Here is a 25,705-nt window from a genome sequence, read left to right on the forward strand (position 1 = left end):
GCCGTTCACGCGGAGGCGGTCCGGTGACGATGTTTGCCGGGCCGGCCGCTCCGGCCGCGGCCGCGGCTCCGCCTGACAAGCCGGCGAAACGCCCCCGGCCCTGGGCGCTGAGCAACTGGCCCGTCGGGTCGAAAGTCCTGGCAATCGTGGTGGTTCCGCTGGTGCTGGCGACGATTTTCGGCGGGCTGCGGGTCGAGAACGCGATGGCCAGCGCCAGCGGCCTGCGGCTGGCCGCCACCCGCGCCGACGTGATCCCCGCGATCACCAAATACATGTCGTCGCTCGACGTCGCGCTGCTCGCCAGTTCCACCGGGCACGACGTCGAGGGCGCCCGGAAGAACTACGAGGCGCGCAAGTACGAGCTGCAGACCCGGCTGGCCGACACCAACGTGATCCCCGACGTCCGGTCGGGCGTGAGCACCCTGCTCAACGGCGGGCAGGCGCTGTTGGACAAGGTGCTGGCCAACAACATCAGTTTGCGAGACCGGGTGACCACCTATGCGCCGATCCTGTTGACGGCCGAGGACGTGATCAACGCGTCGGTGCGCGTCGACAGCGAGCAGATCCGGGCGCAGGCGCAGGGCCTGAGCCGGGCGGTCGGGGCCCGCGGACAGATGACGATGCAGGAAATCCTGGTGACCCGCGGCAACGACCTGCCCGAGCCGGAGCTGCGCACCTCGATGATCACCCTGGCCGGCACCGAGCCCTCGACGCTGTTCGGGATGAGCGAGGTGCTGGGCGCCGGCTCTCCGGAAGCCAAGACGCTGCAGCAGCAGATGGTGACCCGGATGGCGATCATGTCGGATCCGGCCAGCGCGCTGGTGAACAACTCCCAGCTGCTGCAATCGATCCACACCACCGACGGCATCGCCGAACAGATCGTCACCGACGCGACCGCCTCGGTGACCAAGTCGGTGCAGGCGGCGGCCACGGCCCGGCGCGAGGCCGCGATGCGCGACACCGGTCTGATGCTGGCCGTCATCCTGGTCGCGCTGGTCGTCGTGCTGCTGGTGGCGCGTGCGCTGGTCCGGCCGCTGCGGGTGCTGCGCGACGGCGCCCTGAAGGTCGCCCACACCGACCTCGAGGACGAGATCACCCGAATCCGGGCCGGCGGCGAGCCGGTGCCCGCGCCGCTGGCGGTCTACACCACCGAGGAAATCGGCCAGGTGGCCCACGCCGTGGACGAACTGCACGCCCAGGCCCTGCTGCTGGCCGGGGACGAGGCGCGGTTGCGATTGCTGGTCAACGACATGTTCGAGACCATGTCGCGGCGCAGCCGTTCGCTGGTCGACCAGCAGTTGTCGCTGATCGACCGGCTGGAGCGCGACGAGGAGGATCCCGACCGCCTGGACAGCCTGTTCCGGTTGGATCACTTGGCGGCGCGGCTGCGCCGCAACAGCGCCAACCTGTTGGTGCTGGCGGGCGCGCAGCTATCCCGCGATCAGCGCGAGCCGGTCGCCCTGTCGACGGTGATCAACGCCGCCGTGTCCGAGGTCGAGGACTATCGCCGCGTCCAACTCGCCGGCGTCCCCGACAGCACCGTGGTGGGTTCGGCGGTCGGCAGCGTCATCCACCTGTTGGCCGAATTGATCGACAACGCGCTGCGCTACTCGCCGCCGACGACGCCGGTGCGGGTTTCGGCCGCGCGCGGCGGCGACGGCGGGGTGCTGCTGTGGGTGTCCGACTCCGGGCTGGGCATGAACGACGGCGATCGGCGCATCGCCAACATGCGGCTGCAGTCGGGCGGCGCGATGGCACCCGACCCCGTCCCCGAGAATGCCCGCCACATGGGCCTTTTCGTGGTGGGCCGGTTGGCCGACCGGCACGGACTGCGGGTGGGTCTGCGCGGCCCCGCACCCGGCGAGGAGAGCATCGGCACCACCGCCGAGGTGTACCTGCCGCCGTCGGTGCTCGTCGAGGGCGTCGCGGCGGCACCGGCTCCGGCGGCCGTCCCGCAGGCGCGCGTCCGGGTGCTGCCTCCCGCGCCGGTGCAGCCGCCCGACGCCGTGTCGCCCGCGCCCGCCGCGGCGCACCGCAACGGGTACGAGCCGCCGGTCACGGTGCTGCCGCGCCGCACCCCGGGGTCCAGCGGCATCACCGATGTTCCTGCCGAGCCGAAAGAGGAACGGCAACGCCGCGAGCTGGCCACGCCGTGGTGGGAGAAGAACGGCGTCCAGCAGGAGCCGGCCGAGCCGGCGCAGGCGCCGTCGGACACCTCGGGCTTCTTTGCCGCCCGGCCACTGGCGCAAGCGGCCGAGCCCGTGACTCCGGACGCCGACGACGACGTGATCTACCAAAACATGCTCGCGGAGTGGCTGAGCGACCCGCACGATCTGGTGCAGAGCCCCGACCTGGATTGGCAGTCGGTGTGGGACCGCGGTTGGTCGCTGGCCGCCGAGGCCACCGACACGAAGCCGGTCGACTCGCACACCGACCACGGCCTGCCGGTGCGCACACCCGGAGCCCAGCTGGTGCCGGGGGCGGGGGCGGCGCGGGGCGCCGACCGGCCCGACGAGGACGATCCCGACCGAGCCCGCCAGCCGCAGCACGCCGCCGCGGTGCGCGACCCCGAGGCGGTTCGGGCCTCGATCGGCAGCCATTTCGGCGGCGTGCACAGCGCGCGGTCGCATGCCCGCGAAACCGACGGGGACGAGCAGGAATGACAGTGCACGCGCCGAACAATGCCAACAACTCGCTGGGCTGGCTGGTGTCGAAGTTCGCCCGCGAGGTGTCCGGGGTGGCGCACGCGCTGCTGGTGTCGGTCGACGGCTTGCCCATCGCGGCCAGTGAGCGGCTCTCGCGGGAACGGGCCGACCAGTTGGCGGCGGTGGCCTCCGGGCTGGCTAGCCTGTCGACCGGCGCCGCGCAGCTGTTCGACGGCGGGCCGGTGCTGCAATCGGTGGTCGAGATGCAGAAGGGATATCTGCTGTTGATGCACGTCGGCGACGGCTCGCATTTGGCGACGCTGGCCGTCTCGTCGTGCGATATCGGCCAGATCGGTTACGAGATGGCGATCCTTGTCGAGCAGGTAGGCGGCGTCGTGCAGTCCGCCCCCCGCGTGCAGTCGTGAGCCCCCATGAACGAACCCGAGCGGCTCGCCCCCGCGCGTGAGGCGAACCTGGTTCGCCCCTACACGCTCACGGCCGGACGCACCGACACCAGCGTCGACCTTCCGCTCGAGGCGCCGGTGCAGACGCTGCAGGCGGCACTCGCCCACAAATGGCCACCAAACGACATGAAAGACAAGATCATTCAGCTCTGTGTCGAAAGCCCTTCGGTCGCCGAGATCTCGGCCCGGCTGGATTTACCGGTGGGTGTCGCGCGCGTCTTGGTCGGAGATCTGGTGATGTCCGGCTACCTTCGGGTGCACGCGACGTTGACCGACCATTCGACCCTCGACGAGCGCCGCGAACTCATAGGAAGGACGCTGCGTGGCCTTAAGGCACTCTGACCCGCGCGCCAAAGCGACCCCGACCGCGTCGACGAAGATCATCATCGCGGGCGGGTTCGGTGCGGGCAAGACCACGTTCGTCGGTGCGGTGTCGGAGATCATGCCGCTGCGCACCGAGGCGATGGTCACCGACGCCTCGGTCGGCGTCGACATGCTCGAGGCCACGCCGCACAAGCAAACCACCACGGTGGCAATGGATTTCGGCCGGATCACCCTGGCCGACGACCTGGCGCTCTACCTGTTCGGCACCCCGGGCCAGCGCCGGTTCTGGTTCATGTGGGACGACCTGGTGCGCGGGGCCATCGGCGCGATCGTGCTGGTCGACTGCCGTCGCCTGCAGGACAGCTTCCCGGCCGTGGACTTCTTCGAGAACCGCAAGCTGCCGTTCTTGATCGCCGTCAACGAATTCGACGGTGCGCCAAGGTATCCCATGCGCGAGGTGCGTCAGGCGCTGACGCTGCCCCCGCACATTCCGATCGTCAGCGTCGATGCCAGGGACCGCCGGTCGGCGACCGACGCGCTGATCGCGGTGAGCGAATACGCGATGCACTGCCTGACGTCCAGCCAATAGCCCGACTCGCGGTGGGAACCGTCAGCGCTTGAGCCGCAGGCGCCACCGCACGATGACGGCATAGGCCACCGTCAGCGCGCACAGCATCGCCATGTCGACCAGCCACGCGCCCGTCGTGTGCGCCCAGTGGCTGTCCTGGGGGAGCAGCGCACCGGGCACCAGCGCCCGCAGGTCCACCGTGGACGCCGACGCCGCGTAGCCCCACCGCGACGGCACCGCCCAGGACAGCTGGTCGAGGAAGATCCGTCCGGTCACCGGGATCAGGCCGCCGGCGAGCACCAGCTGCAGCATCAGCGAGACCACCAGCAGCGGCATGATCTGCTCGCTGGTGCGCGCGATCGATGACAGCAGCAACCCGAGGACCGCCGAGGCCACGCACGTCGCGGCAACGGTGACGAACAGCTCGAAGGTCGGATTACCCACCAGCACAACGCTTTCGGTGGGCGCGCCCTTGCCGAGGACCACGATGACGGTGGTGATCGCCGCCTGCAGGCTGGCGAACACGCACAGCACCATGATCTTGGCGCTCAGGTAGGCCCCGGTGGACAGGCCGACCGCCTGTTCGCGCCGGAAGATCGGGCGCTCGCCGATCAGGTCGCGGATCGTCAGCGCGGTGCCCATGAACACCGCGGCGATCGACAGCAGCGTCAAGATCTGCGCCGCCTCGTCGGGCGTGGCACTGTTCGGCGCGCCGACCCCGAACCCGGTGTTGCCGGGAACCGTCAGCGCCAGGCCGCCCATGATGAACGGCAACAACGCCAGGAAAACGAAGTAGGCGCGATCGGCGACGACCAGTCGGACCTGGCGCCGCGCGATCGTGGAGAACTGGCGGCTCCTGCTGGTGCGCGCCGGGGCGCCGAGGTCGGCGGGTCTGGATTCGGCGCGAGCCGGTCCCGACGATCCGGGCCGGTTGCGGGCCAGAAAGCGGCGGTTGGCTTCGTCGGGGTCGGCGCCCACCTTGGCGAAGATGTGCGCCCAGTTGGTGGTGCCCATCGCCTCGCCGATCTGGCCGGGCGGGCCCAGAAACGCCGTCTTGCCACCGGGCGCCATCAGCAGCACCTGATCGCAGATATCCAGGTAGGTCAGCGAGTGCGTCACCACCAACACCACCCGACCGGCGTCGGCCAGCTGCCGCAGCATCGTCATGACCTGCAGGTCCAGCGCCGGGTCCAGCCCCGAGGTGGGCTCGTCGAGGATCAGCAGCGACGGGCCGGTGAGCAGTTCGAGGGCGACCGAGGCCCGCTTGCGCTGGCCGCCGGAGAGCTGATCGACGCGGGTGTCGGCGTGTTCGGTCAGCCCCAGCTCGTCGAGCACCTGGGCCACGACGCGTTCCCGATCGGCTCGGTTGGTGTCGGGGGGCAGCCGCAGCTCGGCCGCGTAGCCCAGCGCCTGGGTGACGGTCAGCTGGCGATGCACCACGTCGTCCTGGGGAACCATCCCGATCCTGGTGCGCAGCGACGCGTACTGGGTGTGGATGTCGTGGCCCTCGAAGGTCACCGAGCCGGAGCTGGGGCTGGCGTATCCGGCGATCAGCCGCGACAGCGTGGTCTTGCCGGCGCCGGACCCGCCGATGATGGCGGTCACCGTGCCGGGCCGCGCGGTCAGCGTGATGTTTTGCAGCAGCGTCTTGTCGCCGACGCTGAAGCCGACGTCGCGCACCTCCAAGCCGCCGGTACGCGTCGCCGCCTCGGCGCGGCGAACCAGTTCGCCGCCGCTGAACACCAGGTCGACGTTGCCGATCGTGACCACGTCGCCCTCGGTCAGCACGGCCGATTGCACCCGTACCCCGTTGACGAATGTGCCGTTGATGCTGTTGGAGTCGCGGATCTCGGTGCCCAGCGGCCCGGATGTGCGAGGCGCCAGATACGCGTGATGGCGCGAGGCCAGCACGTCGGCGATGACGATGTCGTTGTCGGTCGCCCGGCCGATCCGCGCCGCGCCCGCCGGTGCCCGCAGTCGCGCCCGCGGCCCGCCGACATTCAGCTTCCGGGTCTGAAACGCTGACACCGAGTCCCCCGTGGCGGGTATGACCGGGATGGCGGCGGTGCGCTCCGTGTCGGGCACCTGGGGCACAGGGCCCTGACGGAAGCTGCGGCGGATGCGTGCGGTGGATTCGGCGGCCGGAACCGGCGGCAGCCGGCCGACCGTCCCGGTGTGGTGTCCGACCGCGAAGGTCAGCTGCGGCCCTTCGGGCTTGCCGATGTTGATGGTCTGGCCGTCCTGGATGTCGACCCTCGGCATCCGCCGGCCGCCGACGAACATCCCGTTCAGCGAGTTGTTGTCGATCGCCAACCACCGGCCCTGATCGAAGCGCAGCAGCAGGTGGGCGCGCGCAATCAGCGGGTGCGCCACCCGCAGGTCGGCGCGCACGTCGCTGCCGACGACCACGTCGCGGCCCGGCGCGAAACTGCCCTCGGACTGGTGCGCGCGAACCGTCAGCACCGGTTGGGCGGGTCGGTTCATATTCACCCGCTCAGCGCCGGCGCTTGAGCCGGATCCTCCACCACACGATCGCGCTGTAGAAAATGCACAACACCCCCAGCATCGCCATGTCGAACAGCCATGCGCTGGCCTTGTGGTCCCAGTGCTGGTCCTTCGGATCGGTGGGACCCGGAATCAGCCGGTGGGTGTCGATCGTCGACGCCGACGCGGCAAAGCCCCAGCGGGCGGGCGTGACCCAGGACAACTGGTCGAGCACCAGCCGGTTGGTCACCCAGATCATGCCGCCGGAGAACACCAGCTGGGACATGATCGACACCACCAGCATCGGCATGATCTGGTCCTGCGACTGCGCCAGCGACGACAACGCCATGCCGAGCAGCGCGGCGCCGACACAGGTCGCGGCGACGTCGACGAACAGCTCGAAGTCGACGTTGCCGAGCAGCACCGCGCCCGAAAGTGGCTTGCCCCAACCGATTATCGAAATGGCCGTCGCGATCGCCGCCTGCACGATCGCGAACACCGAGAACACCACGATCTTGGCGCCCATGTAGGCCGCCGTCGACAGTCCGACGGCCTGCTCGCGGCGGAAGATGGGACGCTCGCCGATCAGGTCGCGGATCGTCAACGCGGTACCCATGAACACCGCGCCGACGTTGAGCATCACCAGGATCTGGTCCGGCTGGGCGGGATTGTTGCCCAGCGGATCGCTCATGCCGTACCCGCTGTTGCCGCGCACGGTCAGCGTCAGGATGCCGATGAGAAACGGCAGCAGCGCCAGGAACACCGTGTAGCCCCGGTCGGAGATCACCAGCCGGATCTGGCGGCGCGCGACCGTGGAGAACTGGCGCAGGACGTCGGTGTGCACCGGCTCGCCGAGGTCGCCCGGACTGGATTGCGACGGCGCCGACACCGGGGGCTTGTTTTCGGCCAGAAAGCGGCGGTTGGCCTCGTCGGGGTCGGCGCCCACGTTGGCGAAGATGTCGGCCCAGTTGGTGGTCCCCATGGCCGCGCCGATCTGGTTGGGCGGACCCAGGAACGCCGTCTTGCCGCCGGGCGCCACCAGCAGCAGCTGGTCGCAAACATCGAGGTAGGACACCGAGTGCGTGACGATCAGCACCACGCGGCCGGCGTCGGCCAGCTGGCGCAGCATCATCATCACCTGCCGGTCCAGCGCCGGGTCCAGGCCGGTGGTCGGCTCGTCCAGGATCAGCAGCGACGGCCCGGTGAGCAGCTCCAGGGCCACCGAGGCGCGTTTGCGTTGCCCGCCGGACAGCTTGTCGACCCGGGTGTCGGCGTGCTTGGTCAGCTCGAGTTCCTCGAGGACCTGCGCGACGATCTGGTCGCGGTCGGCCTTGCTGGTGTCGGGCGGCAGCCGCAGTTCGGCGGCGTAGCCGAGCGCCTGGTTGACGGTCAGCTGGCGGTGCACGACGTCGTCCTGCGGGACCATCCCGATCCGGCTTCGCATGGATGCGTACTCGGTGTGGATGTTGTGGCCCTCGAACGTGACCGAGCCGGAACTGGGGGTGGTGTAGCCGGCGATGAGCCGCGACAGCGTGGTCTTGCCGGCGCCGGACCCGCCGATGATCGCGGTCAGCGTGCCCGGCCGCGCGGTCAACGAAATGTGGTCCAGCAGTTGCTTTCCGCGCTCGACGGTGAAGCAGACCGAGTTGACCTCCAGGCCGCCGGAGCGGGTCGCCGCCTCGGTGCGCCGCACCAGGGTGTCGCGGGTGAAGACCAGGTCGACGTTGCCGATTGTGACCACGTCGCCCTCGGAGAGCACCGCGGACCCGACCCGCACGCCGTTGACGAAGGTGCCGTTGACGCTGTGGGCGTCGCGGATTTCGGTGCCCAGCGGGGTCTGGGTCAAGAACGCGTGATGCCGCGACGCCAGGACGTCCTGGATGACGATGTCGTTGTCGGTGGCCCGGCCGATGGTGGTCGAGCCGGTCGGCTTGCGCATCGCCCCGGAGCGGGACGGCAGCAGCGCCTGAAACATCTTGGTGGCCAGGTTGGACACCGACGTCTCGCCCGGCTTGGCCGTGCTGCTGCTGGGCGCCATCTGGGTCTGGGGGGCATGGGCCGAGCCCACCTGGCCCACCCCCGACAGCTGCGGGTGCGGCGGGAAATTGGCCGGCGGCGGGGCGGGTGCTCGCCCGGCTGGCGCGGGCGGGGGCCCGCCGGGCGGGCCGGCGTGGGGCCGCGGCGGCGGCGGCCCGGCCCACGTCGGGGGACGTGCGGGCGGCGCGGGCGGCCCCGGTGGACCCGATTGCGACCACGCGGTCGCGGATCCGGCAATCGGCATCGACGCGGTTTGGGGCGGGCGCCCGGCCATCCCTCGGTGCCGTCCGACCTCGAACCGCAGCGCCGGCCCGTCGGGATTGCCGATGTTGATGCTCTGGCCGTCCTGGATGTCGACGACCGGCACCCGCCGGCCGTTGACGAAGGTCCCGTTGAGCGAGCCGTTGTCGATCGCCAGCCACCGGCCCTGATCGAAGCGCAGCAGCAGGTGGGCGCGCGAAATCAACGGGTGGGTGATGCGCATGTCGGCCCGAAGGTCGCGTCCGACCACGACGTCGTGGCCTGCCGCGAATGTGCGTTCCGACCCGTCATACCGAACGGTCAGCGCCGGTGGGGCTGGCGGAGTCATTGCACCAACCTTAACGCTCGGCGCTATGGGGCAGCTGTGTCCGGCGCGCCGGTCACCACACACGTGGTCCGGCTGTAGATGGTTGGCATGCACCGATTGCAGTGCGTGCACGCCGACCGCACCTGCGCGCCGTCAGCCTTGATCCGGTTGATCAGGTCGGGCTCCGCCAGCAGCGCGCGGGCCATCGCGACGAACTCGAATCCCTCCGCCATGGCCAGGTCCATGGTCTCCCGGTTGGTGATGCCGCCGAGCAGGATCAGCGGCATCTTGAGTTCGGCCCGGAACAGCTTGGCGTCGCGCAGCAGGTACGCCTCTTGGTAGGGGTACTCGCGCAGGAACTTCGTGCCCGTCATCCGCATGCCCCAGCGCAGCGGGGGCTTGAACGCGCCGGAGAATTCCTTCAGCGGCGCGTCGCCGCGGAATAGGTACATGGGGTTGACCAGCGAGCTGCCCGCGGTGAGCTCGATCGCGTCCAGGCCGCCGTCTTCCTCCAGCCATTTGGCCGTCGTCAGGGACTCTTCGGTGCTGATCCCGCCGCGCACCCCGTCGGCCATGTTCAGCTTGGCGGTTACCGCGATCGGCGTCCCCTCCTTCTCGACGGCGCGGCGCACCGCCATGACCATGGCGCGGGCGACTTTGGCCCGGTTCTGCAGCGATCCGCCGAACTCGTCGTCGCGGCGGTTGATCAGCGGGCTGAGGAACGCGCTCGCCAAATAGTTGTGGCCCAAATGGATTTCGACGGCGTCAAAGCCGGCTTCGATGGCCAGGCGGACGGCGTTGGCGTGCCCGGCGATCACGTCGTCGATGTCCTGCCGGGTCGCCTTCTTGGCGAACCGCATGCCGATCGGATTGAAGAACCGGACCGGCGCCAGCGCGGTGGCCTTGTTGGATCGCGCGTTGGCGACCGGGCCGGCGTGGCCGATCTGCGCGCTGACGGCCGCCCCCTCGGCGTGGATCGCGTCGGTGAGCCGGCGGAACCCGGGCACCGCCTCCGGTCGCATCCAGATCCCGTTGCCTTCGGTGCGGCCGCCCGGCGACACGGCGCAGTAGGCGACGGTCGTCATGCCGACGCCGCCGGCGGCGGGCAGCCGGTGATATTCGATCAGGTCATCGCTGACCAGCGCGCCGGGCGTGCGCGCCTCGAAGGTCGCCGACTTGATGATGCGGTTGCGCAAGGTGATCGGGCCGAGCTTGGCCTCGCTGAACACGTCCGGGGCTGCAGACATGTCAGGAGCGTACGCGCTGGCGGGAAAGGCCATGAAAGACTGTCAGCCGTGGGCGCACAGACACTGGACGGCAAGGCCACCCGCGACGAAATCTTCGTCGACCTGACGCAACGCGTGGCCGCCCTGACCGAGTCGGGCCGCACGCCGGGGCTGGGCACCATCCTGGTCGGCGACGACCCCGGTTCGCAGGCGTACGTGCGGGGCAAGCACGCCGACTGCGCGAAGGTGGGGATCACCTCGCTGCGCCGCGACCTGCCGGCCGACATCTCCACGGCCAAGCTCAACGAGACCATCGACGAGCTCAACGCCAACCCCGAATGCACCGGCTACATCGTGCAGTTGCCGCTGCCCAAGCATCTCGACGAGAACGCAGCGCTGCAGCGCGTCGACCCGGACAAGGACGCCGACGGGTTGCACCCGACCAACCTGGGCCGGCTGGTGCTCAACGAGCCGGCGCCGCTGCCGTGCACCCCGCGCGGCATCGTGCACCTGCTGCGGCGCTACGGCGTCGAGATCGCCGGCGCGCACGTGGTGGTCATCGGACGCGGGGTGACGGTGGGTCGCCCGTTGGGCCTGCTGCTGACGCGGCGCTCGGAAAACGCCACGGTTACGTTGTGCCACACCGGAACTCGTGACCTGGCCGCGCTGACCAGGCAGGCGGACATCATCGTGGCCGGGGTGGGGGTGCCGCACCTGCTGACCGCCGACATGGTGCGTCCCGGCGCCGCGGTCGTCGACGTGGGGGTAAGCCGGGTGGACGGCAAGCTCACCGGCGACGTGCACCCGGATGTGTGGGAGGTGGCCGGGTACGTGTCGCCGAATCCCGGCGGCGTCGGCCCGCTGACCCGGGCGTTCCTGCTGACCAACGTCGTAGAGCGGGCCGAACAGCAATGAGCGGGCGGGCCGCCGCGGCCCGGGTTCAGGCCCAATGGCCGATCGTGGTGGTCGGCCTGATCTTCGCGACCGCGCTGGCCCTGGTGGGCGCCAACTTCTGGCGTCGCGGCTCGTTGCTGATCGGTGTCGGCGTCGCGGTGGCGGCGATGCTGCGGCTGGTGTTGTCCGAGGAGCGCGCCGGCCTGTTGGTGGTGCGCAGCAAGGGCGTCGACTTCTTGACGACCAGCACCGTTGCGGCGGCGATGGTTTACATCGCCTGGACCATCGACCCGTTGGGGACCGGCTAGATCCCCGGCATGCCCGGCACGCCCGGCACGCCCGGCATGCCCGGCATGCCCGGCATCGAGGGGATCTCGCCGTGGGCGACTTGCGCCATCATCTGGGGGCAGTACATCTGGATCGCGATCTGCGCGAACATGCCGGCCATTCCCGCCGAGATGCCGCCACCCTCCACCTTTGCCACCGCCTCGGCGAACTTCGCGCCGGGTTTGGCCAGCATCGGGCACACGGATTGGCCCAACGCGACGGCGTTGGCCGGATCGCCGTAGTGCACGCCGGCTTTGTTCAGGGCGGCGACGAAGTCGTCGTCGACCTGGTTCGCCTCGGCCGGCGCCGCGAACGCCGCGGCCACCGTGAGCAGTGCGGCCGTCGCGGCCAGCAGGCGAATGGTCAGCGGTTGATGCCGGAAAAGCCAGATCCACCGGTGCGTCGCTGCGAGTGCTTTCATTACAGGCCCCCCTCTGTCTAGGAGTGCGCTGTGGGCACTCGGATCACTCAAGGAACTCTGATCGACAACAGTCACATTCACAACACGGCGGGATAAAGGTTTGCGCACTATGCGTTTCGTGCGCGTCGCGCGCCCGGGATGTCGGTTAATGGCGGAAAATCGCGCCGCATGACCACCTTTTCGCGCCAGACGTTTCTTCGCGGTGCCGTCGCGGCGTTGGCGGGTTCGGGCGCGTGGGGCGCCGTGCGCGCGGCGGCGGACCCGGCCGGCGGGTGGGCCGGCTTGGCGTCCACGATCGGGGGCCGCGTCCTGTTGCCCTCCGACGGGTCGGCCTTCACCGCGGGCAAACGGGTCTTCAACTCCCGCTACGACGGCTCGTCGCCGGCGGCCGTCGTCGTCGTGACCTCGCAGCAGGACGTGCAGAAGGCGGTCGCGTTCGCGGCGGCCAACAACCTCAAAATCGCCCCGCGCGGCGGCGGGCACTCCTACATCGGCGCCTCGACCGCGCCCGGATCCATGGTGCTCGACCTGCGCGGGCTGCCCGGCGGGGTGAGCTTCGACGCAGCCAGCGGGCACGTCACCGTGCCGGCGGCGACCGGGCTGTATGCCATCCATCAGGCGTTGGCCAAAGCCGGCCGGGCGATTCCCGCCGGCAGCTGCCCGACCGTGGGCATCGCGGGCTTGACGCTCGGCGGCGGGCTGGGCGCCGACGTCCGCCACGCGGGGCTCTCCTGCGACGCGCTGCAGTCGGCGACCGTGGTGCTGCCCAGCGGCGAGGTGGTCACCGCGTCGGCCAACGACCACCCCGATCTGTTCTGGGCGCTGCGCGGCGGCGGGGGCGGCAACTTTGGCGTGACGACGTCGATGACGTTCGCCACCTTCCCGACCGCCGACAGCGACGTCGTCCGTATCACGTTCGCCCCGTCGGCGGCGGCCCAGGTGCTGGCCGGCTGGCAGTCGTGGCTGAGCGCGGCCGACCGGAACACCTGGGGTCTGGCCGATCTCTCGGTCAGCGCGGACCAAAGCGACTGCCACATCCTGGCGACCTGTCCGGCGGGCTCCGGCCCAGCCGTCGCCGAGGCGATCAAGGCGGCAGTTGGCTTGGCGCCCAGCGCAATTGAGAACAAGAAGTTCAGCCGCATGGATCTGGTGATGTATCTGGCCGGGGGCAGCCCGACGAGTGCACCGCGCGGCTTCGTGGCCGGCTCCGATGTCATCGGCACACTGAATTCCGCTGCGGCCCAAGCCATTGTGGCCGCGATGGGCAAATGGCAGTCGGGGGCGGGAGGCGCGTCGGTGATCGTCGACGCGCTGGGCGGCGCCGTCGGCGACGTGGAATCCGCGGCGACGGCCTTTCCGTGGCGCACGCAGTCCGCCGTCGCGCAGTGGTACGTCGAGACGTCCGGTCCAACCTCGACCGCCACCGAGTGGGTCAGCGCCGCACACCAAGCGGTGCAACCGTATTCGGTCGGCGGCTACGTCAATTACCTGGAGCCCGGCACCCCGGCGGCCCGGTACTTCGGTCCGAACCTGTCGCGGTTGACGTCCGTGCGGCAGAAGTACGACCCGAACAAGGTGATGTTCTCGGGGCTGGATTTTTAACTGGCCGCGCGCGAACCGAAATGGATCGTGGCGAACCCGGTGCTCAGCGAGACGTAGTGGGCATCAACGAATCCCGCCTCCGTCATCGCCGCCTTCAACTGGTCGCGCGTCAACCAGGTGCGGATCGAGTCGGCGGTGTAGTGGTGGGCGTCGCGATGCCAGGCCACGGCCCGGCCCACCTTCGGCATCACCCCGAAGTAGAGGAAATTGTGCAGGGCTTTGAGCCCCTTGGAGGTCGGGGTGCTGAAGTCGAGCACCATCAACCGCCCTCCCGGCCGCAGCACGCGGCGGAACTCGCGCAGCGCCTGGCCGCGGTCGGCGACGTTGCGCAGCCCGAAGCCGATCGTGACGACGTCGAACGTCGCATCCGGGAAGTGCAGGCGCATCGCGTCGCCCTCTTGGAAATCGACCTGGAAGCCGGCGCCGCCATGCTCGCGTCGCCGGGCGACTTCGAGCATCGGCACGCAGGAGTCGACGCCCACGACCTGGCCCTCCGGCCCGACGGCCGCGGCCTCCGCCAACGCCAGGTCACCCGTCCCGGTGGCGACGTCCAAAACGTGTTCGCCGGGCTTCAGGGCGAGTTGCGCCATGGCCTGGCGCTTCCACAGGCGGTGCAGCCCGAGCGTCCACAAATCGGTCATCACGTTGTAGCGCTTCGCCAGGGCCGAGAACAGGTCCCTGACGTAGCTGGCTTTGGCCTCGTCCGACTCGTTCCATCGCCGTGTGACCATCGTGAGCCTCCGCACCACGAGCAGGTATGACAGTCCGGGAACTTACCACGGGGTCTGTCGCGCGCCTTAGGATCCGCCTGGGCCCACGTCGCTGAAGGAGGCTCACCGTGGCACTGCCTGCTTTGGTTCTAGTGCACGGGGGCGGACTGGCCGCCGATTCGTGGGACCTCGCCGTCGAGGAAATCCACCGTCGGGCACCGGAGTTGACCGTGCTGGCCCTCGACCTGCCCGGGCGGCGAGACAAGCCGGGGGACCTGAGGGAGCTGACTTACGCCGACTTTGTCGGCTCGGTGGTGGGCGGCATCGAGGGTGCCGGGTTGCAGGACATCGTCCTGGTCGGTCATTCGATGGGGGGCATGACGCTGCCCGGGGTCGCCACCAAACTCGGCGCACAGCGGGTGCGCGAAATGATCTTCGCTGCCTCCTTCCTTCCACCCGAAGGCGCATCGATCGTTGACGGGTTGCCCTGGCTGCTTGCGGCGACGGCCCGGCGCTTCGTGTTGAGGGGCGTGCCGAGCGAAACACCTCGATGGCTGGCTCGATTCGGATATCTGAATGGAGTCCCCGCGCAGCGTCGCCGATTCATGACCGGCAAGCTCTACCCGGAATCGCTCCGCCTGCTCACGGAGAAGATGTCTTGGCGCGGCATGCCTGACGACATTCCACCACCTGGATTCTCACCCTGCGCGATCGCGCCATCACGCCCAAGCTGCAACGCAAAAACATTGCCGCACTGGGGGGAGTGCAGACGCTCGTCGAGATCGAGACCTGCCACATGCTGATGGTGAGCGAGCCGGAACGGCTCGCCGAAATATTGGTGGACCGGTGTCGGCTGTACAGCTAGCTAAGCAGTCCCGCCCAGCGTCGCGCGGATGCACACGGTGATGTAGGGCAGCGCCAAACCGGCCGAATTCGCCAGCGCCGGATGGCTGGCCAGTAGCTCGCGCACCTGGTCGAGGGTGCGGGTGCGCACCTCGGCCGGCGAGGTGATGCAATAGCTGCGCGACGACACCAGGTCGATCAAGGCTTGCGGGGTAAGGTAATTCGTCCACTCGACCTGATGGCGCACCACCTCGGTGAAGGGCTCGGGCAGTGTCACGTTGAAGCGGCGACCGTCGCCATCGCTACCGATGATCTTGCCCAGCTCGCGTACCCAGCCGAGCCGTTCGTCGCGGGTGTTCCACACCAGGCCCAACCGGCCGCCCGGCCGCAGCACCCGGGCCACCTCGGGCACGGCGCGCTGGGGGTCGACCCAGTGCCAGGCCTGGGCGACCAGCACAGCGTCAACGCTGTTGTCCTCCAACGGAATCTCTTCCGCGGTGCCCTCCAGCGCGGGCGTGTCCGGCAGCGAGGCGCGCAACACTTCCAGCATGTCGGGAATCGGGTCGACCGCCACCACGTCCAGGCCGCGCTCGACCAGCCTGGTCGTCAGCTTGCCGGTGCCGGCGCCCAGGTCCAGGACCCTGCGGGCGCCGGGGGGCAGCAGCCAGTCGATCGCCTCCGGCGGATACGACGGGCGCCCGCGCTCGTAGGCAGCCGCCGCAGAACCAAAGGATAGGGAGCGGTCGTGCCTCGAGCGGGTCACCGTGTACACGCGCCCTTGTTGTCGGCCAATTCCAGTGTCTGCCGGATCAATTCGCCGACCGCGTCGGATTCCACCAGGAACCCGTCGTGTCCACACAGGGAGTCGACAACCTGGAGCCCGGCGCAGCCCGGCAACAGCTCGGCCAGCTCCTCCTGCAGGCGCAGCGGGTAGAGCCGGTCGGAGGTGATGCCGCCGACCACCACCGGCACCGGGCACCCGCGCAGCGCCGCTTCGACCCCGCCGCGGCCACGGCCGACGTCGTGGCTGCTCAGCGTCTCGGTCAGGGTCACGTAGGTGCCGGCGTCGAAGCGGTCCACCAGCTTGTCGCCCTGGTGCTCGAGGTAGCTCTGCACCGCGTAGCGGCCGCCGGTCACCGGGTCCTCGTCGCCCTGGCCGTCGTTGCCGAAGCGGGTGTCGAGCTCCACCTCGCCGCGGTAGGTCAGATGCGCGAAGCGGCGGGCGATCTTCAGCCCGGCATCCGGGCTGCGGCCGGTGTCGTAATAGTCGCCGCCTTGCCAGTTCGGGTCGGCCTTGATGGCGGCGATCTGGGTGGCCTGGGTGCCGATCTGGTCGGCGGTGGCGCGCGCGCCGACCGCCAGCAGCAGCGCCGCGCGGACCCGGTCCGGGTAGCTGACGATCCACTCCAAAGCCCGGGCGCCACCCATCGATCCGCCGACCACGGCCGCGACCTCGGTGATGCCCAGCGCCGCCAGCGCGGCGACGTCCGCCTCCACCTGATCCCGCACCGATATCAGCGGAAACCTTGAACCCCAAGGCTTTCCGTCACGGGCCAGCGAGCTGGGGCCGGTGGATCCGCGGCACCCGCCCAACACGTTGGTGGCCACCGCGCACCAGCGGTCGGTGTCGATCGGCGCACCGGGGCCGGCCACGCCGTCCCACCAGCCCGGCGTGGGGTGCCCGGGCCCGGCCGGACCGGTGATGTGCGAATCCCCGGTCAGCGCGTGCAGCACCACCACCACGTTGTCCCGCGCCGGCGACAGCTTGCCCCAGCGCTGGATGGCGATGCAGACGTCGTCGATCTCCGCACCGCTTTCGGTGGTCAGCGAACCGATGTGGACCAGCCCGACCTCGCCCTCGGCGGGCAGCGTCTGCGTCGGCACGTCGAAGATCGTCATGTCAAACCCCCCTCAGAACGAAGCCACCGTCTGTGACTCGCCGCTGAATTTGCGGGCCGCGGCGAAGCCGAGCTCCAGGTCGGCGAGGATGTCGTCGATGCCCTCGATGCCGACGGCCAGCCGCACCAGCCCCGGGCTGACACCGGTGGCCAGCTGCTCGGTCGGGCTGAGCTGAGCGTGGGTGGTCGAGGCCGGGTGGATGACCAGCGAGCGCACATCGCCGATGTTGGCGACGTGGCTGTGCAGCTTGAGCGCGTTGACGAACGCCTTGCCCGCCTCGATGCCGCCGGCCAGCTCGAAGGCCAGCACGGCTCCGGTTCCCTTGGGCGCCAGCCGCTTTGCCCGCTCGTGCCAGGGTGAACCGGGCAGTCCGGCGTAGTTCACCGACACCACGTCGTCGCGGCCGGCCAAGAACTCGGCAACTCGTTGCGCGTTGGACACGTGCCGCTCCATGCGCAGGCTCAGCGTCTCGAGGCCCTGCGCCACCAGGAAGGCGTTGAACGGGGATGCCGCAGAACCCAAGTCGCGCAACAACTGCACGCGGGCCTTGAGCGCGAACGCCGGCGGTCCCAGTTCGGCGAACACCACGCCGTGGTAGCTCGGGTCGGGGGTGGTGAACCCGGGGAAGCGGCCCTGCGTCCAGTCGAAGGTGCCGCCGTCGACGATGACCCCGGCGATCGCGGAGCCGTGCCCGCCGAGGTATTTCGTCGCCGAGTGCACGACGATGTCGGCGCCCTGGGTGAACGGCTGGATCAGGTACGGCGTGGCGATCGTGTTGTCGACGATCAGCGGGACACCGTTGGCGTGGGCCACCCCGGAAACCCCGGGGGTGTCCAGGATGTCGATCTGCGGGTTGGAAATGGTCTCGCCGAAGAACGCCTTGGTGTTCGGTCGCACCGCCGCCTGCCAGGAATCCAGGTCGTCGGGATCTTCGACGAAGCTGACCTCGATGCCGAGCTTGGCCAGCGAGTAGTGGAACAGGTTATAGGTGCCGCCGTAGAGCCGTGGGCTGGACACCACGTGATCACCCGCGCCGGCCAGGTTCAGGATCGCGAACGTCTCCGCGGCCTGCCCGGAGGACAGGAACAGCGCCGCCACGCCCCCTTCGAGCGCGGCGATGCGTTGCTCGACGACATCGGTGGTCGGGTTGCCGATCCGGGTGTAGATGTTGCCCGGCACCTCGAGCCCGAACAGCGCGGCCGCATGCGCGGTGTCGTCGAAGGTGTAGGAGGTGGTCTGGTAGATCGGCAGCGCACGCGCGTGGGTGGCCGCATCGGCGCTCTGGCCGGCGTGAATCTGCTTGGTCTCAAAGGACCAATGCGCGGTCGGATCGGTCTCGGTGCTGCTTGCCGAGTTGTCAGCGGTCATGAACGGAACTATCCCTGTCTACTCAGGGGTCCATCTCGGAGGACCCGCGCTTGCCGCGTAGCCGAGGTGGCTACTCAACCGGGTCATCACCCGGGGCACCCCACCGCGGTTGGAGGGTTGCCGGCCAGCAAGCCGGGGCTTGACGCTGGCACTCATGACCGATCGAAAGCTTATCTCATTTCCCCGACTCGATGTCAACGAGGACCGCTGCCGGGCCGTTTGACCTGCTAGTAGTGTTGGCCCGACGAGTAGCCGCTCGCCGAAGCTGAAGGACTCTCGATGTCCCACCAACCCAAGATCAAAGTCAAGGGCCCGGTCGTAGAGCTGGACGGGGACGAGATGACGCGGGTCATCTGGAAACTGATCAAGGACATGCTGATCCTGCCGTATCTCGACATCCACCTGGACTACTACGACCTGGGCATCGAGCATCGCGACCGCACCGACGACCAGGTGACCATCGACGCGGCGTACGCCATCAAGAAGCACGGTGTGGGCGTCAAGTGCGCGACGATCACGCCCGACGAGGCCCGGGTCGCCGAATTCAACCTCAAGAAGATGTGGCTGTCACCCAACGGAACTATCCGAAACATTCTGGGTGGCACCATTTTCCGCGAGCCGATCGTGATATCCAACGTGCCGCGGCTGGTTCCGGGCTGGACCAAGCCAATCGTCATCGGCCGTCACGCTTTTGGTGATCAATACCGGGCGACCAACTTCAAGGTCGACGGGCCGGGCAGCGTCTCAATAACTTTCACCCCCGCCGACGGCAGCGCGCCGATCGTGCACGAAATGGTGGCCATCCCCGAAGACGGCGGCGTCGTGATGGGGATGTACAACTTCAAGGACTCGATCCGCGATTTCGCGCGCGCGTCGTTCGCCTACGGCCTCAACGCCAGATGGCCGGTGTACCTGTCCACCAAGAACACCATCCTCAAGGCGTACGACGGCATGTTCAAGGACGAGTTCCAGCGGATCTACGACGAGGAATTCAAGGAGCAGTTCGAGGCCGAGGGGCTGACGTACGAGCACCGGCTGATCGACGACATGGTCGCCGCCTGCCTCAAGTGGGAGGGCGGTTACGTGTGGGCCTGCAAGAACTACGACGGCGACGTGCAGTCCGACACCGTCGCGCAGGGCTACGGCTCACTGGGCCTGATGACGTCGGTGCTGATGACGGCCGACGGCAAGACCGTCGAGGCCGAGGCCGCGCACGGCACCGTCACCCGGCACTACCGGCAGTACCAGGCCGGCAAGCCGACCTCCACCAACCCGATCGCCTCGATCTTCGCCTGGACGCGCGGGCTGCAGCACCGCGGCAAGCTGGACGGCACCGGCGAGGTGATCGAGTTCGCGAAGACGCTCGAAGAGGTCGTCATCCGGACGGTGGAGAGCGGGAAGATGACCAAGGACCTGGCGTTGCTCATCGGCCCGGACCAGCAGTGGCAGCAGACCGAGGAGTTCCTCAACTCGATCGCCGAGAATTTGCAGCAGGCGCTGGCGAGCTAACTGGCCGGTGGCTCCGCGCGCTTGGCGGCCTCGCGCCGCGTGCCGCACTCCTCGATGAAGTCGGAGATGACGGCGGCGACCCGCTCGGGCGCCTCGAACATCGGGACGTGCCCGACGCCGTCCAGCCGGACGGTCTTGGTGCCCGGTGGCAGGAACTTGGTGAAGTGCCGGTTGAACCGGCTCGCGGGGACCACACGGTCCTTTTCGCACAGCACGAGCTGGACCGGCACGGCGGTGTCCGCCAACTGCAGCAGGCCGGGATCGAGCACCGACTTGGCCAGCAGCTGCAGGTAGGCCGGACAGTGCGCGGCGTCGTCCACGACGCCGCACAATTGGCGCTCGCTGATGCCGTCCGGCGTGGCCGTCAGCGGCAATGTCGCCAGCCGCCTGCTGAGCGGCAGCGAAAGTACCCGCGGGCCGAGCAGCCGGGCCAGCGCCAGCAGCGGCATGCCCGCGACGAACTTGCTGATCACCTCGAACTTGACGGGGCTCCACCGGGTCCACCCGCCGGCGGCGCCGATGCCGGTCACGCTGCGCGCCCGCCCGCGCCGCTCGAGCTCGAACGCCACCCAGCCGCCCAGCGAGTTGCCCACCAGGTGCGCGCTGTCCCAGCCGAGTTCGTCGAGCTGTCGCTCGACGTGGTCGGCCAGCACCGACGAGCTCAGCAGCCAGGTGCCCGCATACGGCCCGCCGTTGTGACCGGCCATGGTGGGGGCGAAGACCTCGTAGCGGCCCGTGTCCGCGAGCAGTGGCGCCACCGGGTCCCATACGGTCTGCGACATCAGGAATCCGTGCAGCATCAGCACCGGCTCTCCCGAGCCGAGGTGGATCGGGGCGCGCGTCGTCATGCCCCGGACATTACCCGGTACCGCCGGTACCGAAACCACATGCCGAACGGTGCTGGACGGCCCGCATGACAAGATCGGGGCATCATGAGCACCGCTACCGGATCCGGCCGGATTTTCTCCGGCGTGCAGCCCACCTCCGATTCGCTTCACCTCGGCAACGCGTTGGGCGCCGTCGCGCGGTGGGTCGGGCTGCAGGACGAGGCGGGGGATGACTGGGACGCGTTCTTCTGCGTGGTCGACCTGCACGCCATCACCGTCGCGCAGGACCCCGCTGCGCTGCGACACCGGACGCTGGTCACCGCCGCGCAATACCTGGCGCTGGGGATCGATCCGGCGCGCTCCACCGTCTTCGTGCAAAGCCACGTGCCGGCGCACACCCAGTTGGCGTGGGTGCTGGGTTGCTTCACTGGGTTCGGGCAGGCCTCGCGGATGACGCAGTTCAAGGACAAGTCGGTACGCCAGGGCAGCGACTCCACCACGGTCGGCTTGTTCACCTACCCGGTGCTGCAGGCCGCCGACGTGCTGGCCTACGACACCAACCTGGTGCCGGTCGGTGAGGACCAGCGCCAGCATCTGGAGCTGGCGCGCGACGTCGCGCAGCGGTTCAACAGCCGCTTCCCGGACACGTTCGTGGTTCCCGATGTGCTCATCCCCAAGGCCACCGCCAAGATCTACGACCTCGCCGATCCGACCTCGAAAATGAGCAAATCGGCGGCCACCGATGCCGGGTTGATCAACCTGCTCGACGATCCGGCCTTGTCCGCCAAGAAGATTCGCTCCGCCGTGACCGACAGCGAACGGGAGATCCGCTACGACCCCGAGGCCAAGGCGGGCGTGTCGAACCTGCTGACCATTCAGTCGGCGGTCACCGGGGTAGCTGTCGACAGCCTGGTCGACGGCTACGCCGGGCGCGGGTACGGCGACCTGAAGAAGGACACCGCCGAGGCCGTCGTCGAGTTCGTCAGCCCGATCAAGGCCCGGGTCGACGAATTGATGGCTGAGGAAACCGAATTGGAGGCCGTGCTCGCGGCCGGCGCGCGGCGCGCCCACGAGGTGGCCAGCAAAACCGTTCAGCGGGTCTACGATCGGCTCGGGTTCCTTCCGCACCGGGAGTGATGACCAATGAGCGAACCGGCCAAACCGGGGATCCTTGATCGGCTGCGGGCTCGATTCGGGTGGCTCGACCACATCATCCGCGCCTACCGGCGCTTCGACGATCGCAACGGCGGGTTCTTCGCCGCCGGTCTGACCTATTACACGATTTTCGCGTTATTCCCTTTGCTGATGGTCGGTTTCGCGGTGGTCGGGTTCGCGTTGTCGCGCCGGCCCGAGCTGCTGAACGAGATCGACGGCCACATCCGGGCAGAGGTGCCGAGCCAGTTCGGGCAACAGCTGATCGAGTTGATCGACTCGGCGATCCGGGCGCGGACGTCGATCGGTGTCATCGGCCTGACGACCGCGGCCTGGGCGGGGCTTGGCTGGATGTCTCACCTGCGGGCCGCGTTGACCGAGATGTGGTGGGATCAGCCCGTCGACTCGAAAGGCTACGTGCGTGGCAAGCTGTCCGACTCGTTGGCGATTCTGGGGACGTTCCTGGTGCTGCTGGCCACGCTCGCCCTGAGCGCGCTGGGTCATGCCCGCCCGATGGCCGCCGTGCTGAGATGGCTTCATATACCGAACTATTCGGTGTTCGGCGTGATCTTTCAGGTCGCTTCGATTTTCGTGTCGCTGCTGGTGTCGTGGCTGCTGTTCACCTGGATGATCGCCAGGCTGCCGCGAAAGTCGGTCAGCCTGGTCGCGTCGATGCGGGCGGGCCTGATCGCGGCGGTTGGCTTCGAACTGTTCAAGCAGGTCGGATCGATCTATCTGCAGAAGGTGCTGGGCAGCCCGGCGGGCGCCACGTTCGGTCCGGTATTGGGTTTAATGGTGTTCGCCAATATCACCGCCTATCTGCTGCTGTTCTCCGCCGCCTGGGCCGCCACCGCATCGCAAGATCCGAAGGCCATCCCCGTCGAACCCCCTGCGCCAGCGGTCATTTCCCCCCGCGTGGTGGACGAGGGCTTGAGCCTGCGTCAGGCGCTGACCGCGATGGCCGTGGGAGCCGTTGGGGCGCTGACCTTCTCGCGGCTGACTCACCGGCGTCGATAGTCACCCGGGTTCGTCGTCGTCGTCTTCATCGCGAAGCAGTTTTTCGGGGTGGTGGTAGGTGTTGGTGCGGGGTTGGCCGTAGTCGAGGTGTGGGGGTGGGATCCATTCGGTGTCGCCGTGAGCGTTTTTGCGGGTGGTCCAGCCTTTCTCGGCGAGTCGGTTGTCGGGTCCGCAGGCTAGGGTGAGGTCTTCGATGTCGGTGCGGTGGGTGTTGGTCCAGCCGCTGACGTGGTGGGCTTGGCTGTGGTAGGCCGGCGCGTCGCAGCCGGGGCGGGTGCAGCCGCGGTCTTTGGCGCACAGCATGATCCGCTGCGCGGGGGAGGCGAAGCGTTTCCCGTGGTGCAGTGCTAAGGGCTTGGTGCCATCGAAGATGGCCAGGTAGTGGTGCGCCTGGGCGGCCCAGCCGATGACATCGGACATCGGTACCAAGCTGCCGCCGCCGGTGCGGGCCTGGCCGGCGCCGGCTTCGAGCTCTTTGAGGGTGGTGGTCACGATGATCGATACCGGCAGCCCGTTGTGCTGGCCGAGTTCGCCGGAGGCGATCAGGGCGCGCAGGCCGGCCAGTAGGGCGTCGTGGTTGCGTTGGGCGCTGGAGCGGTGATCGCGGCGTACCGCGTCGTCGTCGGGTTGCTCGTCGACGACGGGGGTGTCGTCGTCGGGGTTGCAGGTGCCGGGGGCGGCGAGTTTGGCGAGCACGGGCTCGAGGAAGGCGCGTAGCTCGGGGGTGATCAGCCCGCTGATGCGCGACATTTTGTCGTAGTCGGGCTTGCCCAGGATGATGCCGCGTTTGCGGGCGCGTTCCTCGTCGGAATAGTCGCCGTCGGGGTGTAGCCAGTCCATGAGTTGGCGGGCTTGTTCGCGGAGTTGGTCGGGGCGGTACTCGGTGGCTTTGTCGGCCAGGACGAGTTCGACGGCGGCGCGGGTGCCCACATCGACGACGGCGGGTAGGTGGGCGAAGAAGTCACGGATGACGCGCACGTGGGCGTCGCCGATGAGGCCGTCGTGTTGGGCGGCGGCGGTGTGGGTGAGCAGCGGCGCCAACGGTTCTCCGGTCAGCGCGCGCCGCTGTCCGAGGTCTTCGGCTTCGGCGACGCGGCGGCTGGCTTCGGGTTTGGTGATGCGCAGCCGGTCGGCCAGCGCGCCGCACAGTGTGCCGCCGAGCTCTTCGGGGCGGGCTTGGGCGTCGAGTTGGTTGATCAGCGCGTGCTGGGGTGTGCGTTGGCGGCGCATGCCGCGTTCCAGGCGCTGCAGGATGCGCAACCGTTCCGGGGTGGTCAGTGCGTCGAAGCTCAACGCGCACAACCGGTCCAGCACACCATCGAGCGCGTCGAGAACCTCGACGATCTCCTCGCGGCTGCTGCAACCCATGCCCGAATTCTACGAACACCCACCGACAAGAAAATCCCAAGCGGCGCAATGGAATTAAAGAAAAATAAATGGAACCAACTATCGCTGCCCAACGTCTAATGCATTCGCCGCCGCGATGCCTAAAGACCGAGCTCCCGGTAGATCTGCGGAAGCAACTCGAAACCGTCTGGGGTGAGGTAAACCCAGTCGTGGACTTGGCCGCTGGCGAATATGAAGCTAATGGGAGCGCCCTGCGCTACGGCTTCCTGCTGCAGCACGATCCCGTCGGGTGTCACCGAATCCAGGGATCCGTCGTAGACATAGGTTGGCGGCAGTCCCTTCAGTGACCCGTACAGCGGACTCACCAGATAGTCCGTCTCGGGAAGGTTGCCTGCCCATTCCGAGGGGACGTTTGGTTGATTCCCCCCAATCAGCCCACTAATCAACGGCGAATTGACCAGGGGATCGTGGGTGAGCGCGATGTTGGGATTGCTATTAGTCACATCGAGCCATGGAGATACCAGAACCATTGACCCCGGTACGGTTTCGTTGTTGGCCACCATGTATTCGACGGTCGCTAGTGCGAGGTTGCCGCCCGAGGAGTCGCCGGTCACGCTGACGTTGGGGGCACCGTGCTGAGCGATTTGCATGGAGATGAAGCTGGCAATTTCGGGTACGACCACCTCGGCGGTACCTCCTTGTGGCACCAACGGGTAGAACGGCACCTCGATGGTCGCGCCGGTCTGGTTTGCCATCAGCGTGTAATCGAGCCAGTTGAAGAATGACGGCTCGAGGGAGTAATCGCCGCCGGGCAGGGCCACTACGTAGTGGCCGGACGGGTGAGCTGGCGTGATCTGCAGGACGGGCATCCCGTCAAATGTGGTGTGCTGGACCGTTTCCCCCAGCAACATCGTTAAGAGCTTGGGCGGGGTGTTGCTGAACTCCAGCGAAAAAACTGCGCCGGTGAGACGGCTCAGTTGAGTGGTGAGGCTGGGCGGGAGGTAGCGCGCGAGACCTTGCAGCGCAAACAGGAAACCGCTTTGAACCTTGGCCGATAATGACGGTGTGCCGGTGAAGATCGCTCCCTGTGTTGCCGGGAATGCGGTGGGCGGCGATCCGAAGATATTGGTGACGAGGTTGTTGGCCGCCTGGGAATTCGCCACCTCGGCGGCCATATAGGCGTCCCCAGCGGTGTTCAAAGCCCGCACGAACTGGGCATGGAACGCCGCCGCCCGCGCGCTGACCGCTTGAAACGCCTCGGCGTGCCGGGAGAACAACGTCGCGACGGCAGCGGACACCTCATCCGCAGCCGCGACCGCCACCCCAGTGGTCGAGGGCGCCGCCGCCGCGGTGGCCTCGTTGAGCGACGAGGCGACATTCGCCAGATCCGTTGCCGCCGCCGTCATGAACTCCGGCGCCGCGATGACATATGACATGGGAAACCTCCCGCCGTCACGCAAAGACGCTGAATCC

General features: G+C 68.5%; 22 protein-coding genes and 1 riboswitch. Of the genes, 11 read left to right on the plus strand and 11 right to left on the minus strand.

All coding sequences use genetic code 11. The annotated features are described in order from the left end of the window. Positions 1 to 23 precede the first annotated feature (23 nt). Genes G6N66_RS03825 through G6N66_RS03840 form a run of 4 tightly spaced genes read left to right on the plus strand, consistent with a single transcriptional unit; the run spans position 24 to position 4,022 of the window. A complete protein-coding gene (locus tag G6N66_RS03825; protein WP_085234190.1) occupies positions 24 to 2,663 on the plus strand; it encodes a sensor histidine kinase in 2,640 nt (879 codons plus the stop codon). Then, positions 2,660 to 3,070: a serine protease inhibitor gene (locus G6N66_RS03830; protein WP_085234191.1), complete on the plus strand. Its 411-nt coding sequence runs from the start codon at positions 2,660 to 2,662 to the stop codon at positions 3,068 to 3,070. The genes G6N66_RS03825 and G6N66_RS03830 overlap by 4 nt, the downstream gene beginning before the upstream one ends. Before the next feature lie 6 nt (positions 3,071 to 3,076). After that, complete coding sequence (locus G6N66_RS03835; RefSeq protein ID WP_085234207.1) at positions 3,077 to 3,451, plus strand: DUF742 domain-containing protein; 375 nt, start codon at positions 3,077 to 3,079, stop codon at positions 3,449 to 3,451. Beyond that, positions 3,432 to 4,022, plus strand: a complete 591-nt coding sequence (locus tag G6N66_RS03840; RefSeq protein WP_085234192.1) for a GTP-binding protein — start codon at positions 3,432 to 3,434, stop codon at positions 4,020 to 4,022. The genes G6N66_RS03835 and G6N66_RS03840 overlap by 20 nt, the downstream gene beginning before the upstream one ends. Before the next feature lie 21 nt (positions 4,023 to 4,043). Here the strand turns inward: G6N66_RS03840 and G6N66_RS03845 are convergent, their stop codons facing one another. From G6N66_RS03845 to G6N66_RS03855, 3 genes are read right to left on the minus strand one after another with little or no spacing between them, the layout of a single operon-like run. Then, on the minus strand, positions 4,044 to 6,485 hold the full coding sequence (locus G6N66_RS03845; RefSeq protein WP_085234193.1) for an ATP-binding cassette domain-containing protein: 2,442 nt from the start codon (positions 6,483 to 6,485) through the stop codon (positions 4,044 to 4,046). 10 nt (positions 6,486 to 6,495) lie between these two features. Further along, entirely contained in the window at positions 6,496 to 9,111 is a 2,616-nt protein-coding gene (locus tag G6N66_RS03850) for an FHA domain-containing protein (protein ID WP_085234194.1), read from the minus strand. A 23-nt stretch (positions 9,112 to 9,134) separates the two neighbouring features. Next, positions 9,135 to 10,337, minus strand: a complete 1,203-nt coding sequence (locus G6N66_RS03855; protein WP_085234195.1) for an NADH:flavin oxidoreductase — start codon at positions 10,335 to 10,337, stop codon at positions 9,135 to 9,137. Between the two features lie 48 nt (positions 10,338 to 10,385). Between G6N66_RS03855 and G6N66_RS03860 the strand changes: the two genes are divergently transcribed. Both G6N66_RS03860 and G6N66_RS03865 read left to right on the plus strand, forming a co-directional pair. Beyond that, positions 10,386 to 11,231: a bifunctional methylenetetrahydrofolate dehydrogenase/methenyltetrahydrofolate cyclohydrolase gene (locus tag G6N66_RS03860; protein WP_085234196.1), complete on the plus strand. Its 846-nt coding sequence runs from the start codon at positions 10,386 to 10,388 to the stop codon at positions 11,229 to 11,231. Further along, entirely contained in the window at positions 11,228 to 11,518 is a 291-nt protein-coding gene (locus G6N66_RS03865) for a DUF3017 domain-containing protein (RefSeq protein WP_085234197.1), read from the plus strand. Before G6N66_RS03860 ends, G6N66_RS03865 begins: the two co-directional genes overlap by 4 nt. Here G6N66_RS03865 and G6N66_RS03870 read toward each other — a convergent pair. Then, positions 11,515 to 11,958 (minus strand): DUF732 domain-containing protein, encoded by a 444-nt coding sequence (locus G6N66_RS03870; protein ID WP_085234198.1) that lies wholly within the window; start codon positions 11,956 to 11,958, stop codon positions 11,515 to 11,517. The genes G6N66_RS03865 and G6N66_RS03870 overlap by 4 nt on opposite strands. 168 nt (positions 11,959 to 12,126) lie before the next feature. Here G6N66_RS03870 and G6N66_RS03875 point away from each other — a divergent pair, with 168 nt between their 5' ends. Continuing rightward, the gene (locus G6N66_RS03875) at positions 12,127 to 13,560 is read left to right on the plus strand and encodes an FAD-dependent oxidoreductase (RefSeq protein ID WP_232079197.1); all 1,434 of its coding nucleotides are present in this window, start codon (positions 12,127 to 12,129) and stop codon (positions 13,558 to 13,560) included. Here the strand turns inward: G6N66_RS03875 and G6N66_RS03880 are convergent. Beyond that, positions 13,557 to 14,291, minus strand: a complete 735-nt coding sequence (locus G6N66_RS03880) for a class I SAM-dependent methyltransferase (RefSeq protein ID WP_085234200.1) — start codon at positions 14,289 to 14,291, stop codon at positions 13,557 to 13,559. The two genes, G6N66_RS03875 and G6N66_RS03880, sit on opposite strands and share 4 nt — an antisense overlap. A gap of 107 nt (positions 14,292 to 14,398) precedes the next feature. Between G6N66_RS03880 and G6N66_RS03885 the strand changes: the two genes are divergently transcribed. Further along, positions 14,399 to 15,073: an alpha/beta fold hydrolase gene (locus tag G6N66_RS03885; protein ID WP_232079198.1), complete on the plus strand. Its 675-nt coding sequence runs from the start codon at positions 14,399 to 14,401 to the stop codon at positions 15,071 to 15,073. 62 nt (positions 15,074 to 15,135) lie between these two features. Here G6N66_RS03885 and G6N66_RS03890 read toward each other — a convergent pair whose 3' ends face one another. Genes G6N66_RS03890 through G6N66_RS03900 form a run of 3 tightly spaced genes read right to left on the minus strand, consistent with a single transcriptional unit; the run spans position 15,136 to position 18,380 of the window. After that, a complete protein-coding gene (locus G6N66_RS03890) occupies positions 15,136 to 15,876 on the minus strand; it encodes a class I SAM-dependent methyltransferase (RefSeq protein WP_085234208.1) in 741 nt (246 codons plus the stop codon). Continuing rightward, a complete protein-coding gene (gene metX / locus G6N66_RS03895; protein WP_085234201.1) occupies positions 15,873 to 17,012 on the minus strand; it encodes a homoserine O-acetyltransferase MetX in 1,140 nt (379 codons plus the stop codon). Before metX ends, G6N66_RS03890 begins: the two co-directional genes overlap by 4 nt. Before the next feature lie 12 nt (positions 17,013 to 17,024). Then, positions 17,025 to 18,380 (minus strand): bifunctional o-acetylhomoserine/o-acetylserine sulfhydrylase, encoded by a 1,356-nt coding sequence (locus G6N66_RS03900; protein ID WP_085234202.1) that lies wholly within the window; start codon positions 18,378 to 18,380, stop codon positions 17,025 to 17,027. Between the two features lie 41 nt (positions 18,381 to 18,421). Further along, positions 18,422 to 18,540, minus strand: a riboswitch (SAM riboswitch). 119 nt (positions 18,541 to 18,659) lie between these two features. On the opposite strand from G6N66_RS03900, the gene G6N66_RS03905 reads away from it, so the two are divergent. Further along, positions 18,660 to 19,889, plus strand: coding sequence for an NADP-dependent isocitrate dehydrogenase (locus tag G6N66_RS03905; protein WP_085234203.1), 1,230 nt, complete (start codon positions 18,660 to 18,662; stop codon positions 19,887 to 19,889). Here the strand turns inward: G6N66_RS03905 and G6N66_RS03910 are convergent. Then, positions 19,886 to 20,692, minus strand: a complete 807-nt coding sequence (locus tag G6N66_RS03910) for an alpha/beta fold hydrolase (protein WP_085234209.1) — start codon at positions 20,690 to 20,692, stop codon at positions 19,886 to 19,888. The two genes, G6N66_RS03905 and G6N66_RS03910, sit on opposite strands and share 4 nt — an antisense overlap. Before the next feature lie 129 nt (positions 20,693 to 20,821). On the opposite strand from G6N66_RS03910, the gene trpS reads away from it, so the two are divergent. Next, positions 20,822 to 21,853 carry a tryptophan--tRNA ligase gene (trpS, locus tag G6N66_RS03915; RefSeq protein ID WP_085234204.1) on the plus strand — a complete coding sequence of 344 codons (1,032 nt, stop codon included), beginning with the start codon at positions 20,822 to 20,824 and terminating at the stop codon, positions 21,851 to 21,853. Positions 21,854 to 21,859: 6 nt separating this feature from the next. Continuing rightward, positions 21,860 to 22,885: an inner membrane protein YhjD gene (yhjD, locus tag G6N66_RS03920; RefSeq protein WP_085234205.1), complete on the plus strand. Its 1,026-nt coding sequence runs from the start codon at positions 21,860 to 21,862 to the stop codon at positions 22,883 to 22,885. On the opposite strand, the gene G6N66_RS03925 is transcribed toward yhjD, so the two are convergent. Beyond that, positions 22,886 to 24,253, minus strand: coding sequence for an HNH endonuclease signature motif containing protein (locus G6N66_RS03925; RefSeq protein ID WP_163645777.1), 1,368 nt, complete (start codon positions 24,251 to 24,253; stop codon positions 22,886 to 22,888). A gap of 119 nt (positions 24,254 to 24,372) precedes the next feature. Beyond that, positions 24,373 to 25,668 carry a triacylglycerol lipase LipY gene (gene lipY, locus G6N66_RS03930; protein ID WP_085231551.1) on the minus strand — a complete coding sequence of 432 codons (1,296 nt, stop codon included), beginning with the start codon at positions 25,666 to 25,668 and terminating at the stop codon, positions 24,373 to 24,375. Positions 25,669 to 25,705 lie beyond the last annotated feature (37 nt).

The organism is Mycobacterium conspicuum (assembly GCF_010730195.1).
Lineage (GTDB): Bacteria > Actinomycetota > Actinomycetes > Mycobacteriales > Mycobacteriaceae > Mycobacterium > Mycobacterium conspicuum.